14 protein-coding genes are annotated in these 14,457 nt (G+C 72.8%); 11 read left to right on the top strand and 3 right to left on the bottom strand.

Features of this window, described 5'->3' with window-relative positions; all coding sequences use genetic code 11:
• The first annotated feature begins 14 nt into the window (after positions 1-14).
• Together ABD419_RS01725 and ABD419_RS01720 are read left to right on the top strand one after the other, a co-directional pair.
• Complete coding sequence (locus ABD419_RS01725) at positions 15-1,187, top strand: cytochrome P450 (RefSeq protein ID WP_344480980.1); 1,173 nt, start codon at positions 15-17, stop codon at positions 1,185-1,187.
• 7 nt (positions 1,188-1,194) lie between these two features.
• Complete coding sequence (locus ABD419_RS01720; protein ID WP_344480977.1) at positions 1,195-1,389, top strand: ferredoxin; 195 nt, start codon at positions 1,195-1,197, stop codon at positions 1,387-1,389.
• Between the two features lie 64 nt (positions 1,390-1,453).
• Here ABD419_RS01720 and ABD419_RS01715 read toward each other — a convergent pair whose 3' ends face one another.
• Complete coding sequence (locus tag ABD419_RS01715; RefSeq protein ID WP_344480975.1) at positions 1,454-3,112, bottom strand: ABC-F family ATP-binding cassette domain-containing protein; 1,659 nt, start codon at positions 3,110-3,112, stop codon at positions 1,454-1,456.
• 32 nt (positions 3,113-3,144) lie between these two features.
• Complete coding sequence (locus ABD419_RS01710; protein WP_344480973.1) at positions 3,145-3,816, bottom strand: NAD(P)H oxidoreductase; 672 nt, start codon at positions 3,814-3,816, stop codon at positions 3,145-3,147.
• Between the two features lie 108 nt (positions 3,817-3,924).
• Here ABD419_RS01710 and ABD419_RS01705 point away from each other — a divergent pair, with 108 nt between their 5' ends.
• Positions 3,925-4,848 (top strand): AraC family transcriptional regulator, encoded by a 924-nt coding sequence (locus ABD419_RS01705; protein ID WP_344480970.1) that lies wholly within the window; start codon positions 3,925-3,927, stop codon positions 4,846-4,848.
• Positions 4,849-4,996: 148 nt separating this feature from the next.
• Here the strand turns inward: ABD419_RS01705 and ABD419_RS01700 are convergent, their stop codons facing one another.
• Positions 4,997-5,923, bottom strand: a complete 927-nt coding sequence (locus ABD419_RS01700) for an SAM-dependent methyltransferase (protein ID WP_344480968.1) — start codon at positions 5,921-5,923, stop codon at positions 4,997-4,999.
• A 124-nt stretch (positions 5,924-6,047) separates the two neighbouring features.
• Here ABD419_RS01700 and ABD419_RS01695 point away from each other — a divergent pair, with 124 nt between their 5' ends.
• The 8 genes from ABD419_RS01695 (at position 6,048) to ABD419_RS01660 (ending at position 14,453) form a co-directional block, all read left to right on the top strand.
• Entirely contained in the window at positions 6,048-6,950 is a 903-nt protein-coding gene (locus tag ABD419_RS01695; RefSeq protein ID WP_344481458.1) for a Rossmann-like and DUF2520 domain-containing protein, read from the top strand.
• The gene (panC, locus tag ABD419_RS01690) at positions 6,947-7,834 is read left to right on the top strand and encodes a pantoate--beta-alanine ligase (RefSeq protein ID WP_344480967.1); all 888 of its coding nucleotides are present in this window, start codon (positions 6,947-6,949) and stop codon (positions 7,832-7,834) included. Before ABD419_RS01695 ends, panC begins: the two co-directional genes overlap by 4 nt.
• A complete protein-coding gene (panD, locus tag ABD419_RS01685) occupies positions 7,827-8,249 on the top strand; it encodes an aspartate 1-decarboxylase (RefSeq protein ID WP_344480965.1) in 423 nt (140 codons plus the stop codon). The genes panC and panD overlap by 8 nt, the downstream gene beginning before the upstream one ends.
• 11 nt (positions 8,250-8,260) lie before the next feature.
• On the top strand, positions 8,261-9,742 hold the full coding sequence (locus tag ABD419_RS01680) for a S10 family peptidase (RefSeq protein ID WP_344480964.1): 1,482 nt from the start codon (positions 8,261-8,263) through the stop codon (positions 9,740-9,742).
• A 657-nt stretch (positions 9,743-10,399) separates the two neighbouring features.
• Positions 10,400-12,163 carry an L-aspartate oxidase gene (locus ABD419_RS01675; protein WP_344480962.1) on the top strand — a complete coding sequence of 588 codons (1,764 nt, stop codon included), beginning with the start codon at positions 10,400-10,402 and terminating at the stop codon, positions 12,161-12,163.
• Complete coding sequence (gene nadC / locus ABD419_RS01670; RefSeq protein ID WP_344480960.1) at positions 12,160-13,059, top strand: carboxylating nicotinate-nucleotide diphosphorylase; 900 nt, start codon at positions 12,160-12,162, stop codon at positions 13,057-13,059. Before ABD419_RS01675 ends, nadC begins: the two co-directional genes overlap by 4 nt.
• A 3-nt stretch (positions 13,060-13,062) precedes the next feature.
• The gene (locus tag ABD419_RS01665) at positions 13,063-13,824 is read left to right on the top strand and encodes a type III pantothenate kinase (protein ID WP_344480957.1); all 762 of its coding nucleotides are present in this window, start codon (positions 13,063-13,065) and stop codon (positions 13,822-13,824) included.
• A gap of 236 nt (positions 13,825-14,060) precedes the next feature.
• A complete protein-coding gene (locus ABD419_RS01660) occupies positions 14,061-14,453 on the top strand; it encodes a hypothetical protein (protein ID WP_344480955.1) in 393 nt (130 codons plus the stop codon).
• Positions 14,454-14,457 lie beyond the last annotated feature (4 nt).

Below are 14,457 nucleotides of genomic sequence, written 5' to 3'. Positions count from 1 at the left end.
AACCGCCCTATGGCATGCCCTACGACAGAGAGACCCGGTACGACCCGCCCTCGGCGCTCCTGGAGCTCCAGGACCAGCCGGTGCGGCGCATCAGGTACTACCCCGACGGTGTCGAGGGGTGGCTCGTCACCGGCCACGCCGAGGGGCGAAGGGTCCTCGCCGACCCGCGCTTCGTGACCGGCGAGCGGTTCGTCCACTCGCCCACCGAGCTCCCGCACGTCTTCGTGTCCATCTCGGAGCAGGTGCCGCCCGGGTTCTTCCTGTTCTACGACCCGCCCGAGCACACCCGGCTGCGCCGCAAGGTCACCGGCGTGTTCACCGTCAAGCGGATGCGGGAGCTGGAGCCGCGCATCGCCGACATCGTCGACGCCCGCGTCGAGGCCCTGCGCGAGGCCGGGCCCGGCGCGGACCTGGTGCGCGAGTTCGCGCTCCCCGTGCCCGCGCTCGTCATCTGCGAGATGCTCGGCGTCCCGTACGAGGACCGCGACGCGTTCCAGCGCAACTCCGCCGACATGCTCGACCTGGCCCGCTCCGTCGAGGACCGCAACAAGTCCATGGCCGAGCTGTTCGGGTACCTCATGCAGCTCGTCCCCGCCAAGCGCGCCGAACCCGGCGAGGACATGCTCAGCGCCCTCGCCGCCGACGACGAGGTCCACGACGTCGAGGCCGCCGGCATGGGGCTCATCCTCCTCGTCGCCGGCCACGAGACCACCGCGAACATGCTCGCGCTCGGCACGATGGCGCTCCTCGAGCACCCCGACCAGCTCGCCCGGCTCACCGGCGCGCCCGTCCTGTGGCCCGCCGCGGTCGAGGAGCTCCTGCGGTACCTCACCGTCGCCCACAACGGCGTCATGCGGATCGTCAAGGAGGACGCCGAGATCGACGGCCGCCGGTTCCGCGCCGGCGAGCACGTCACCGTCGCCCTCCAGGCCGCCAACCGCGACCCCGGCAAGTACGAGCGGCCCGGCGACCTCGACGTCGAACGCGACGCCCAGGGCCACATGGCGTTCGGACACGGCCTGCACCAGTGCGTGGGCCAGCAGCTCGCACGCGTGGAGATGCGCATCGGCTTCGCGAAGCTGTTCGCGGCCTTCCCCGGCCTGCGCCTCGCCGTCCCCTCCGAACAGATCCCCATGCGCAGCGACATGGCCGTGTACGGGGTCCACACCCTGCCCGTCGAGTGGTAAGGCGCCCATGAGGATCGCGGCCGACCGGGAGGTCTGCACGAGCGCCGGCATGTGCGCGCTCACCGCGCCCGGCCGGTTCGACCAGGACGAGGCCGACGGCCGCGTCGTGCTCCTCGACGCCGACGCGCCCGACGGCGACCCGGAGGCCCTGGCGGCCGCCGAGCTGTGCCCCTCCGGCGCCATCACCCTGACCGACCTCTAAGGACGGTCTCCGAGACGCGCGGCCGGGACCGCCCGCCACCAGTGCGGTCCCGGCCGCGCCCGTTTCAGCGCACGTCCCAGACGGGCACGTCCGACTCGACGACCTCGCCGTCGTTCTGGAACACCACGAACCGGTCGAAGCCGCGCGTGAACCAGCGGTCGTGCGTCACGGCGATCACGGTGCCATCGAACGACTTCAGGCCCTCTTCGAGGGCCTCGGCGCTGGCGAGGTCGAGGTTGTCCGTCGGCTCGTCCAGCAGCAGGCACGTCGCGCCCGACAGCTCCAGCAGCAGCACCATGAACCGCGCCTGCTGCCCGCCCGAGAGCGTCCCGAAGTCCTGTTCGGACTGGTGGTTCAGCTCGTAGCGCGACAGGGCGCTCATCGCCTTCGACCGCTCCAGCGAGGGCCGGTCCCGGTCGCCCTCCCAGAGGATCTCGCGGAGCGTGCGCCCGGCGAACTCCGGGTGCTCGTGCGTCTGCGAGAAGTGCCCGGGGTGGACGCGGGCGCCGAGTCGCGCCGTTCCGCTGTGCCGCACCGGGTCCAGCGCCACGACCACGCCCGGCCGCACCCCCGGATCCGGGTCGGTGCCGCCTCGGGCGAGCAGGCGCAGGAAGTGCGACTTGCCGGTGCCGTTGGCGCCCAGCACCGCGACCCGGTCGCCGTACCAGACCTCCAGGTCGAACGGGAACGTCAGGTCCTCCAGCTCCAGCTGCTCGCACACGACCGCGCGCTTCCCGGTGCGCCCGCCCGCGAGCTGCACCCGGATGTCCTGGTCGCGCGGCGGCTCGGGCGGCGGCCCGGCCTCCTCGAACTTCCGCAGCCGCGTCTGCGCGGCCCGGTACCGGGAGGCCATGTCGGAGTTGAAGGCCGCCTTGTTCTTGTACATGAGCATGAGCTCGCGCAGCTTGTGGTGCTCCTCGTCCCAGCGGCGCCGCAGCTCCTCGAACCGCTCGTGCCGGGCCGCCCGCGCCTCGTGCCAGGTCCCGAACCCGCCCCCGTGCGTCCAGGCCGTGCCCGCCTCGAGCGTGACGATCCGGTCGGCCGCGTTCGCGAGGACCTCCCGGTCGTGCGAGACGAACAGGATCGACTTCTCCGACTCGCGGATCGCCTGCTCCAGTTCGCGTTTCGCGGGGACGTCGAGGAAGTTGTCCGGTTCGTCGAGCACCAGCACCTCGTCGCGGCCCCGCAGCAGCAGGTGCAGCGCGAACCGCTTCTGCTCCCCGCCCGAGAGGGTGCGCAGCGGCCGCTGCTCGACCGCCGTCCACGGCAGGCCGAGGACCGCGACCGCGACGGTGTCGCACACGACCTCGAACTCGTACCCGCCGGCCTCGCCCCAGTCGGCGAGCGCCTGCGCGTACGCGAGCTGGTCGCGCTCGGTGCCGCCGTCGCCCGCCGCCATGCGCTGCTCGGCCCTGCGCCGCCGCTCCCAGACCGCGTGCAGGCGCGGCGGCCCGAGCTCGACCGCGAGGTCGCGCAGGGGCCGCTCGCCTTCGCGCATGCCCACGAGCTGGCGCATGACGCCGAGCCCGCCGGCGTGCGACACGGTGCCGCCCTCCGGCTTCAGGTCCCCGGTGACGATCCGCAGCAGCGTCGTCTTCCCCGTCCCGTTCGCGCCGATGAGGGCGACCTTCGCGCCCTCGCCGACGCGGAACGACACGTCCGAGAACAGGGTCCTCCCGTCCCCGAGCACGTACCCCACGCCTGACAGGTCCACGAATCCCATCCCGCGATTGTGGTCGGCCGGGCGGCCCCGCGTCAAAGCGTTTGCGCCGGTCCCAGGCCGAGGAACGCCTCCAGGCGGGTCTCGGCGCGGCGGTCGAGGGCCTCGTAGTGGGCGGTGCGGGCGGCGCCGAGGAGGGGCGCGCCCTGGTCGAAGTTCCCCGCGGCGTCGACGGTCTGGGACTCGCCCTCGGCGTCGTGGAGGACCGCGACGGCGGCGTCGGTGATCCCGCAGTAGAACGAGACGCCCTCGCGCAGCACCCGGTCGAGGGTCTCGTGCATCCACGCCGCGAACTCGTCGCCGTCGCCCGCGCCGGCCAGGCCGAGCCACAGCATCCGCTTCCCGGCGAGGCGGGGCCTGCTGCGGCCGTAGGCGGTGCCGTAGTTCCACACCCGGTCGATCCAGCCCTTGAGCAGGGCCGGGACGCCGTTCCAGTAGACGGGGAAGACCGGCACGATCACGTCGGCGGCGAGGAGGCGCGCCATGTGCGCCCGCACCTCCGGGGAGTACGCCTTGTCGCGGTCGCCCCAGTCGGGCTGGTCGGCCTCGGTCATGCGCGGGTCGAAGCCCTCGGCGCGCAGGTCGAGGAGGTCGACCTCGTACCCGGCCTCCTTGAGGCGCGCGGCGGCGACGTCGCCGACGTGGGCGGTGAGCGAGTCGGCGCGGTGGTGGGCGACGACGACGAGGGCGGTCGGGACGGCGTTCATGCTGGCCTCCAAGGAGTCTCGGTGCGTTGGAACCAGTACAGCCGCATTCGTGTGGACGGGCGATGACCGAGGCGCTCCGATCCATGCGAATGCGTCTACCATCGAGGGATGGACCCGCTCAGTGAACTCCTCAGTGGCATCCGCGCCGAAGGCGCGATCCTCTCCGACGCGATGCTCAAGGCGCCCTGGGTGGTCGGCTTCGACGACCGGGCCCCGCTCACCATGGTCACCGTCGCCCGCGGCGGCGGCGTGCTCCTCCTCGCCGACGGCTCCGAGGTCCCCGTCAAGGCCGGCCAGACCGCGATCGTGCGCGGCCACGAGCCGTTCCGCATGGCCGACAGTCCGGCCTCCGTCGAACGCCCCCACCTGGAGTACTGGCTCACCTGCTTCGACCCCGAGGCGTGCGGGCCCGAGGGGAACCCCGCGCACCCCGGCGGCCCCGGCGAGGCCACCGACCTGTTCGTGGGCGCCTACCGGGCCTCCGGCCGCCGCCACGAGCGGCTCCTGCGCGCCCTCCCGCCCGCGCTCGTCATCGACGACCGCACCGAGGTGTGCGTCATGCTCGACGCCTGCACCGAGGACTTCGCCTCCCGCAAGCTCGGTACGCAGGCGTTCATCGACCGCCTCTTCGACTGGGGCCTCGTGTGCACCCTCCGCACCTGGTTCGATCAGCAGGCCGAGCAGGCCCCCGCCTGGTACCGCGGGTTCGCCGACCCCGTCGCCGGACCGGCCCTGGAGGCCATCCACACCCGCCTCGCCGCGCCGTGGACGGTGGCGGGCCTCGCCACCCAGGCGGGCGTCTCCCGGGCCCTGCTCGCCAAGCGGTTCAACGAGATCATGGGCGAGCCGCCCCTGACGTACCTGACCGAGCGGCGCATGGAGCTCGCCGAGGAGCTCCTCGGCGACCCGGACCTGACGGTCGCCCAGGTCGCCCGCAGCGTCGGCTACGCCGACCAGTTCGGCTTCAGCAACGCCTTCAAGCGCCGCAAGGGCGCGAGCCCCACCGCGTACCGGGCGAAGGCCGCCGTCTGAGCACGGCGCGGGCCCGGTGACGGACGGCCCCGTCTTCAGCTCTCGTTCAGGTACTCCGCGCTAGCGTCGAGGCCGGGGGCCCTCCCCGCGGCTTCGGCCGGCTCTCGCCGTGCCGCCGGACCGGAACCCGGGCCCTTCCGCCGGTCCCTTACCGGTCGGTGCGCATCCACAAGTGCCCGCCGAGCCCCGCCGGGTCGGTGAGGCGGGCCGCCTCGCCCGCCTTCGCCAGCGCCAGCGCGTACTCGACGGGTGCGCGGTGCGCGAGCCCGATCGGGGGCCGCTCGGCGCGCACCCCGAGGGCGAGGAGCGCGTCGCGCTGGCGTTCGACGCGGTCGGCGCCGACCGCGTCGACGGCGACGTGCGCGGTGAGGTCGCAGGCGCCGTCGGGGACGGGGGCGGTGTCGCGGCCGTCGCGGAATCCGGTGAGGGTGCCGCCTTCGGGGCGCGCGGTCCTGGTGTGGCCGTAGTCGACCGCGAGGGCGGTGCCGTGGTCGAGGCGGGCGGTGAGGTCGCGCCAGGCCGCGTCGCGGGGGCGGCCGATCTCGGCGCGTGCGCCCGGTTCCCTGACGGGCCACCACCGGTCGAGCCATTGCTCGTCGGCCTCGTCGAGGCGCGCGCCGGTCCTGGTGGCCCCTCGGGCGTCGACCTCCTCGTAGCGGCGTTCGCCGACCGGGTCGACGACGGCGACGTCGCAGGGGACGTTGTCGAGGAGTTCGCAGGCGAGGAGGAGCCCGGTCCACCGGTCGGGGGGTTCGGGGAGCCACTCGATCCGTGCGGGGAGCCCGGCGGGGCGGGGGCGGAGTTCGACGGCCGCGAGGCGGATGCGTGCGGGCAGAAGCGCGGCGAGGTGGGCGAGGAGGTCGCCGCCGCCGGCGCCGACGTCGACGATCGTGAATGCGTCGGGGTGTCCGAGGCGGGTGTCGGTGTGGTCGGCGAGGACGGCGACGGCGGCGGCGAAGGCGCGGGTCTGGGCGCTGGTGGCGAAGTGGTGGGCGGGGAGTTCGCGCCGGTAGAAGCCCTGCGGGCCGTAGAGGGCGCGGGTCATGGCGGTGCTCCACCGCTCGAACGCGCTCATGCGTCGACCCTAGGCGGTCAGTGAGAATCGCCACTCGGAGGCTCCCGGACTGGCGTTGCCGATTCGGAGACGCACAATTAACGCGTAAGCAATGACCGGTACCTTCGAGGACTGGATCAGCATCATGGATCAGCAGCGCAGCGGCGCGTCGCAGCGGCCGGCCTCACGGCTCGCGGTCGGCGTCGTCTCCGCGGGTCGTGTCGGCTCCGTCGTCGGGGCGGCCCTCACCCGCGCCGGCCACCGCGTGGTGGCCGCCTCCGCCGTATCCGAGGACTCCCGCAGGCGCGCCGCCCGGCACCTGCCCGGTGCGGAGATCCTCTCTCCTCCTGACGTGGTCGCGGCCGCCGACCTGGTGCTCGTGGCCGTCCCCGACGACGCGATCGCCCCGCTGGTGGCCTCCCTGCCGGTGCGGCCCGGCCAGATCTGGGTCCACACCTCCGGCGCGCTCGGCGTCGCGGCCCTGCGGCCCGCGCGGGACGCCGGGGCGCTCACCGTGGCGCTCGCGCCCGCGATGACGTTCACCGGCCGCGACGAGGACCTGGAGCGCCTGAACGGCGTCTCGTGGGCGATCACCGGCGAGGCCGAGGCCCGCTTCGTGGGCGAGGCCCTGGTCCTGGAGATGGGCGGTGAGCCCGAGCATGTGGACGAGGCCGACCGGGCCCGCTACCACGCCGCGCTCGTGTACGCCGCGAACCACCTCATGACCCTGGTCAACGACGCCGCGGACCAGCTGCGGGCCATCGGGGTCGCGAACCCCGAGCGGCTGATGGAGCCGCTGGTGTCGGCGTCCCTCGACAACGCCCTGCGCCACGGCGACGCGGCGCTGACCGGCCCGGTCTCCCGCGGTGACGCGGGCACCGTCGCCAGGCACCTGGAAGCCCTCGCGGGCACCGACATCGCCGAGACGTACCGGGCCATGGCCCGGCGCACCGCCGAGCGCGCCCTCGAGTCCGGACGCCTGAAGAGCGCCGACGCCGAGGGCCTGCTCGAGGTGCTCGCCCACCCCGACAAGGAGGAGACGCCGTGACGGCCCTCGTTCACACCAAGGCCGACCTGGCGAAGGCCCGCGCGGCCCTGCCCGGCCGCGTCGCGGTCGTCCCCACCATGGGGGCGCTCCACGACGGCCACCTGGCGCTCATTGAGCGCGCCGGTGAGATCGCCGATTCGGTGATCGTCACGGTGTTCGTGAACCCGCTCCAGTTCCGCCCGAACGAGGACCTGGACAAGTACCCGCGGACCCTCGACGCCGACGTCGCGAGGTGCGAGGCCGCGGGCGTCGACGTGGTGTTCGCGCCATCCGAGGAGGAGATCTACCCGGACGGGCGCGCCGATGTCACGAAGGTGCATCCGCGCGAGGGCGGCGAGATCCTTGAGGGCGAGTCCCGACCCGGGTTCTTCACCGGGGTGTTGACCGTCGTCGCGAAGCTGTTCCACCTGACCCGCCCCGATGTAGCGTGTTTCGGCGCCAAGGACTTCCAGCAGGTGGCGATGGTGCGCCGTATGGTTCGCGACCTGGACTTCCCGGTCGAGATCGAGACCGTGCCGACGGTCCGGGAGGCGGACGGGCTCGCGATGTCGAGCCGCAACGCCTATCTGTCGGCCTCGCAGCGGCGGACGGCGCTGGCGGTGCCGCGCGCGCTCCGCGCGGCGCAGGCCGAGGCGGTGGCCCTCGTCGGGGCCGGTGTCAGCGACCTGGACTACGCGAGGCGGATCCACGATGCCGCGCTCGCGGTCCTCGAGGCCGAGCCCGGGCTCGTGGTCGACTATGTCCGCCTGCGAAGCAACTTCTTCTCGGTTCCGTTCGTGCACAACAACATTGCGCGGATCCTCATCGCGGTGAAGGTGGGGGACACCCGCCTCATCGACAATGCCCTCGTGGTCGTCAAGAAAGGCTGGACCCCCGATGTTTAGGACCATGTTCAAGTCGAAGATCCACCGCGCCACCGTCACCCAGGCCGACCTGCACTACGTCGGCTCGGTGACCGTGGACGCGGACCTGCTCGACGCCGCCGACATCCTCGACGGCGAGCAGGTCGCGATCGTCGACATCACCAACGGCTCCCGCCTGGAGACCTACACGATCGCGGGCGAGCGCGGCACGGGCGTGATCGGGATCAACGGGGCGGCCGCCCGCCTCGTCGCCCCCGGTGATCTTGTGATCCTCATCTCATACGCGCAGATGGAGGACGCGGAGGCCCGCGCCTACTCGCCGACGGTCGTCCACGTGAACGAGCGCAACGAGATCATCGAGGTGAACGCCGACAAGGCCCGTCCGGCCCCCGGGACCGCGGGCCAGGTGGTGGCATCGCCACTAGCCGAGCGGTAAGTTACAGACTCATGAGCGAAGAACCCAAGAACGAGACCGCCGCGAACGGGACCGACGAGGGCAAGAAGGCCGACAAGCCCGAGCCCGCCGACGACCTGAAGACCACCCACCACACCCTCGGGGACCTCACGTACACCGCCACCACCGGGCGCATCGTGTTCCACGAGGAGGTCACCGAGAACGACAAGTTCAACGGCCGCACCCCCAAGGCCGAGGTCTCGGTCACGTACTACACCCTCGACGACGCCGACGTCACCGAGCGGCCGGTCACCTTCGCCTTCAACGGCGGCCCCGGCTCGTCCTCGATCTGGCTGCACGTCGGCCTGCTCGGCCCGCGCCGCGTCGACTCCGGCGACGCCGGGAACCTCACCCCGCCGCCCTACGGCCTCCTCGACAACGAGGAGACCCTCCTGCGCCACACCGACCTGGTGTTCATCGACCCGATCTCCACCGGCTGGTCGCGCGCGGTCGAGGGCGGCAATCCCCGCGACTACCACGGGTTCACCAAGGACATCGAGTCCGTCAGCGAGATCATCCGGCTGTGGACCACGCGGAACAACCGCTGGCTCTCGCCGAAGTTCCTCATCGGCGAGTCCTACGGCGGCACCCGCGGCGCCGGCATCGCCGAGTACCTGCTGACGCGGTTCGGCCTGGCGCTCAACGGCGTCATGTTTATCGCCCCGGCGTTCAACATGGAGACGCTGTTCCACACCAGCCGCTCCGACCTGCCGGGCCCGCTGTTCCTCCCGATGTACGCGGCCACCGCGCACTACCACGGGCTCCACCCCGACCGCGAGCTCGACGACCTGGTTGCGGAGGCCCGCGACTACGCCGACGAGTACCGCGCCGTCCTCGCCAAGGGCCAGAACCTGGACCCCGAGGCGCGCGCCGCCGCCGTCGCCAAGATCGCGTCGCTCACCGGCGTCTCCGAGGAGTACGTCGACGCTGCGAACCTGCGCCTGGAGCACACCCGCTTCTACGCGGAGCTGCTGCGCCACAAGCGCCTGGTCACCGGCCGCCTCGACACGCGCTTCACCGGCCCGGCCGACCACTACACGTACGAGCGGATGCCGTACGACCCGTTCCTGGTCGGCACCGACGGGCCGTACACGGCCGCGCTCCAGCACTACATGCGCGCCGAGCTCGAGTACGAGAACGACCACGTCTACGAGCGGCTCTCGCGCGCCGTGCACCCGTGGTCGTACAAGGAGTTCGAGGGCGAGGCCGTCGACGTCATCGGCAAGCTCGGCAACGCCATGCGCCTCAACCCGCACATGAAGGTCCACATCGCCATGGGCCGCTACGACGGCGGCGTCCCCGTCGAGGCCATCGAGTACACCCTCGACCACCTCGAGATCCCGCTGGAGGCCCGCGCCGCCATCGAGACGAAGACCTACCCGGCCGGCCACATGATGTACGTCCACGAGGAGTCGCGCGTGCGCCAGTCGGCCGACCTGGCCGACTTCGTCCAGCGCGCCTCGGCCCGGGGCTGACCGCACCCGTGACCACCGCGAACCCGGGCCCGGCCTGCACTGCCCACGGCAGCGCAGGCCGGGCCCGGCCGCACGACACGGCCACCCCGCCGGACCGGCGGCCGAACGGCCCCGCCGCTGCGCCGCGCCTTCACGACGGGAACACCCCCGCTGCCGTGCCCCGTCTTCCGGCCGCCCTGCCGCGCCCTCGCGGCCGAACCGCTTCCGCCCCCCTGCCGCGCCTTTCCGGCCGAACCGCTCCCGCTGCCGTGCCGCACCCTCCGGCCCCGATGCGCTTCCCTGCTTCGCCGCGGCCGCGCATCGGGATGATCCGCGCCGCCGCCGGGAACACCGCTTTCCTCGACGGCCAACCCGACACCGGGCCCGCGCCCTGCCCCAAGTCCCCTGTCGGACCCCTCGGGCACGCTTGCAAGCGGGGGCGACCGTGAACCCGCGAATCCCTCGTGTTCACGCCCGCAGTGCGCGCCGCGCCGCGGTGCACGGGCCCCGCACTCCCGGCGCTTCCTGTGACGCGATCGTCACGTCTGCTGGCGCGCGGGCGCGTTCGCGGGGCACAGTTGATCCGAACCGCGCGCGGGCCTCGGCCGGCGCGCACACCGAGCCGGACCCCGGGCGACCGGGCCGACGGGGCTAGAAGGGCTACGGCACGTGCCACCCGTGTTCACTGGGCCAAAGGCCGGGGCGCTCCCGCACCTTCCCCGCCTCCCGCGGCGCCTGCGCGCCGCCGCCCCGTCCTGGACCGAGACCACCGACGTGTGCGTGATCGGCTCCGGCGTCGCCGGCCTCACCTGCGCGCTCAACCTGCGCCGCGCCGGATTCCACGTCACCGTGGTCACCAAGGTCCACATCGACGACGGCTCCACGCGCTGGGCCCAGGGCGGCGTCGCCGCGGTCCTCGACCCGCACGACAGCCCGGCCGCGCACGCGCGCGACACCCAGATCGCCGGCGTCGGCCTCTGCGACCCCGCGGCCGTCGACGTCACCGTCACCGAAGGCCCCCAGCGCATCGCCGACCTCATCCACCTCGGCACCGAGTTCGACCGCGACCCCGACGGCGCGCTCCAGCTCACCCGCGAAGGCGGCCACCGGGCCCGCCGGATCGTGCACGCGGGCGGCGACGCCACCGGCGCGGAGATCCAGCGCGCGCTCCACACCGCGGTCCTGCGCGACCCGTGGATCCGCATCATCGAGAACGCCATGGTCCTCGACCTGCTCACCGACGCCCGCGGCCACGCGGCCGGCGTCAGCCTGCACGTCCTCGGCGCGGGCGTGGAGCACGGCGTCGGCGGTGTCGAGGCCCGCGCGGTCGTGCTCGCCACGGGCGGCCTCGGTCAGATCTTCCAGTCGACCACCAACCCCTCCGTGTCCATCGGCGACGGCGTGGCCCTGGCGCTGCGGGCCGGCGCGACCGTGACCGACCTCGAGTTCGTCCAGTTCCACCCGACCTCGCTGTACGTGCCCGGGACCCCCGGCCGCGGCGGCGGCTCCGCGGCCGGGGGCACCGAACCGGACCCCGACCGTATCCCCGGGGACCGACAGTCCGGCCCGGCCGCCCCGGCGCGGGTCGGCGGCGACCAGCAGCCGCTCATCTCTGAGGCGCTCCGCGGCGAGGGCGCCCACCTGCGCGACTTCTCCGGCGACCGGTTCATGACCGGCCGGCACGAGCTCGCCGAGCTCGCCCCGCGCGACGTCGTCGCCAAGGCCATCACCACCCGGATGATCGCCGAAGGCAGGCCGCACGTGTGGCTCGACGCCCGCCACCTCGGCCGCGACATGCTCGAGAACCGGTTCCCGACGATCACCGCGACCTGCCGCTCCCTCGGCGTCGACCCCGTCGCCGACATGATCCCCGTCGCGCCCGCCGCCCACTACTCGTCCGGCGGCGTCCGCACCGACCTGTACGGCCGCACCAGCGTCCCCGGCCTGTACGCCGCAGGCGAGGCCGCGTGCACCGGCCTCCACGGCGCCAACCGGCTCGCCTCCAACTCGCTGCTCGAAGCGCTCGTGTTCGCCCAGCGCATCGCCGACGACCTCGCCGAGCACAAGCCGAGCCCGGGCGTGCCCGAGCTCCCCGGCGGCGAGGGGACCGTGTGCTCCACGACCTCGCGCGCGCCCCTCCAGGAGGCGATGACCGCCGGCGCCGGCGTGCTCCGCTCCGAAGCGTCACTGGAGGCCACCGCAGCGTCGCTGACGGCTTTGGGAGACAATGTGTCCGGACGTCCTCGACCGGCCACTTGGGAGGCCACGAACCTCCTCACCGTCGCGGCCGCCGTCACCGCCGCGGCCCACCGCCGCCGCGAGACCCGGGGCAGCCACTGGCGCGAGGACCACCCCGAGGCCGCCGACGCCTGGCTCGGCCACCTGCACCTCTCCATCAGCTCCGACGGGGAGCTCGACACCACTTGGGAGCCCATCGCATGAGCAGATTCGCCGAAGTCCCCGGCGGGGCCGGACTGGACGAGCGGCTGCTCGCCTGCCGCCTCGACCCCGAGGACGTGTACGTCGCCGTCCAGGACTACCTGGACGAGGACCTCTCCCACGCGCGCCGCGACCTGACCTCCGAGTCGATCTTCGGCCCCGGCCACACCTCCACAGTGGCCGTCACCGCCCGCGCCGACGGCCTCCTCGCGGGCCTCCCGGTCGCCCACGCCGTCTTCCACGCCATGCCCGGCGACGTGACGTTCGAGTACCTCGCGAAGGAGGGCTCGCGCATCCGCGCCGGCCAGGTCCTCGCCCGCGTCACCGGCCCCACCCGGTCGCTCCTCGCCGCCGAGCGGACCGCCTTGAACCTGCTGTGCCGCATCAGCGGCGTCGCCACCCACACCCGCCGCTTCGCCGACGTCCTCGCCGACTGGCACACCACCGTCCTCGACACCCGCAAGACCACGCCCGGCCTGCGCGCCTTCGAGAAGTACGCGGTGCGCGCCGGCGGCGGCGACAACAAGCGCATGGGCCTGTACGACGTCGCCATGATCAAGGACAACCACAAGGAGGCCGCGGGCTCCATCAGCGAAGCCTTCGCCGCCGTCCGCTCCGCCGAGCCCGACGTCGACATCCAGGTCGAGGTCGAGACCCTCGAAGAGGCCCTCGAAGCGGTCGCCGCCGGCGCCGTGTTCCTCCTGTGCGACAACATGAGCCCCAAGGAGCTCGCCGAGGTCGTCGAGACCGTCGGCGAGCGCGCCGAGCTCGAGGCGACCGGGACGATCACCCTCGACACCGCCGTGGACTACGCCGCCACCGGGGTCGACTACATCTCGGTCGGGGCCCTCACCCACTCCTCGCCCATTCTGGACATCGGCCTGGACTTCGAGGAGTAGACCGTGCTGCTGTGCGTCGACATCGGGAACACCAACACGGTGCTGGCCGTGTTCGAGGGCGAGACCCTCAAGCACTCCTGGCGCATCCGCACCGACCCGCACGCCACCGCCGACGAACTGGGCCTGACGTTCCGGGCCCTGCTCTCCGGCGACGGCGTCGACCTGTCGGGGATCGCCTTGTCCTCCACCGTGCCCCAGCAGGGCGCGGAGGTCGCGAAGATGGCGCAGCGGTACTACCCGCACGCCGTCCTCGTCCAGATCGCGCCCGGCGTGAAGACCGGTGTGCGCCTGAGCATCGACAACCCGCGCGAGGCCGGGCCCGACCGCATCGCGAACACCTACGCGGCGTTCCACCTGTACGGCGGCCCGTGCATCACCGTCGACTTCGGGACCTCGACGAACATCGACGTCATCTCCGCGACCGGCGACTTCCTCGGCGGGGCCTTCGCCCCCGGCATCGAGATCTCCATCGACGCCCTCGCCTCGCGGGCCGCGAACCTGCTGAAGATCCCGCTCGTGAAGCCGCGCAGCGTCATCGGCAAGAACACGGTCGAGTGCCTCCAGTCCGGCATGGTCTACGGCACCGCCGCGCAGGTCGACGGCCTCGTACGGCGCATCACGGCCGAACTGGGCACGGACCCGACCGCGGTGGTCGCCACCGGGGGCCTCGCCCCGGTCGTCATCGAGCAGTGCGAGACCATCACCCACTACGAGCCGAACCTGACCCTGCACGGGCTCAGGATGATCTGGGACCGCAACTCCTGACGGCCGGGCATGACCCCGGGGCCGCCGCACGACCGGCTCGAAGCGGAGACGGCGGCCGGTCCGCGACGATGCGGTGCAAACGGATCATCCGGCGCACAAGCCCGCCGGATGATCCGCTGCTCTGAGTGAGCGACCGTGAACCCTACGGGCGGTTACATTCCGGTACCCTGAGGGGCCGTTTCCTGATTGACCTGGTTTGCCCCGGAGGTCCCCTGCCGTGTGCCAGCGTGCGCGCCATGACTGAGAACCGAACGATCGAACCCGACGCGCTCAATGAGGGCGCCAGACTGCTGTTCGACCTCGCCGAGGCCATGCGCGAGCAGTACCGGGGAGTCGGCGAAGACTACACCGCGACCGCAGACCGGTTCGCCGGCCTCCTCCCGGCAGGGTCGTCCGCGCTGTCGGACTTCGAGAAGCGTTGGAGCGGCTACGAATACAAGGACATGGTCGAGAACGTCACCGCGCTCGCCGAGTACCTGGCGGTGTTCGCCGCCGACGCCGAAGCGGTCGAGGACTATATCGCCGCCGACTTCAACCGGCTCGCCGATCCCGCCCTCTTCGGCACCGAGATCCGGGCGGCTGCGGTCGACACCCATTCGGCCGCAACCACGTATGACGGGCCGAGGTGACCTG

The organism is Glycomyces endophyticus (assembly GCF_039531525.1).
Lineage (GTDB): Bacteria > Actinomycetota > Actinomycetes > Mycobacteriales > Micromonosporaceae > Glycomyces > Glycomyces endophyticus.
This window is presented reverse-complemented; position numbering and strand designations above follow the sequence as displayed.

Coding starts and splice junctions, on each gene's coding strand:
- ABD419_RS01725 (WP_344480980.1), top strand. CDS start 15: ATGCCCTACGACAGAGAGACCCGGTACGACCCGCCCTCGGCGCTCCTG.
- ABD419_RS01720 (WP_344480977.1), top strand. CDS start 1,195: ATGAGGATCGCGGCCGACCGGGAGGTCTGCACGAGCGCCGGCATGTGC.
- ABD419_RS01715 (WP_344480975.1), bottom strand. CDS start 3,112: ATGGGATTCGTGGACCTGTCAGGCGTGGGGTACGTGCTCGGGGACGGG.
- ABD419_RS01710 (WP_344480973.1), bottom strand. CDS start 3,816: ATGAACGCCGTCCCGACCGCCCTCGTCGTCGTCGCCCACCACCGCGCC.
- ABD419_RS01705 (WP_344480970.1), top strand. CDS start 3,925: ATGGACCCGCTCAGTGAACTCCTCAGTGGCATCCGCGCCGAAGGCGCG.
- ABD419_RS01700 (WP_344480968.1), bottom strand. CDS start 5,923: ATGAGCGCGTTCGAGCGGTGGAGCACCGCCATGACCCGCGCCCTCTAC.
- ABD419_RS01695 (WP_344481458.1), top strand. CDS start 6,048: ATGGATCAGCAGCGCAGCGGCGCGTCGCAGCGGCCGGCCTCACGGCTC.
- panD (WP_344480965.1), top strand. CDS start 7,827: ATGTTTAGGACCATGTTCAAGTCGAAGATCCACCGCGCCACCGTCACC.
- ABD419_RS01680 (WP_344480964.1), top strand. CDS start 8,261: ATGAGCGAAGAACCCAAGAACGAGACCGCCGCGAACGGGACCGACGAG.
- nadC (WP_344480960.1), top strand. CDS start 12,160: ATGAGCAGATTCGCCGAAGTCCCCGGCGGGGCCGGACTGGACGAGCGG.
- ABD419_RS01660 (WP_344480955.1), top strand. CDS start 14,061: ATGACTGAGAACCGAACGATCGAACCCGACGCGCTCAATGAGGGCGCC.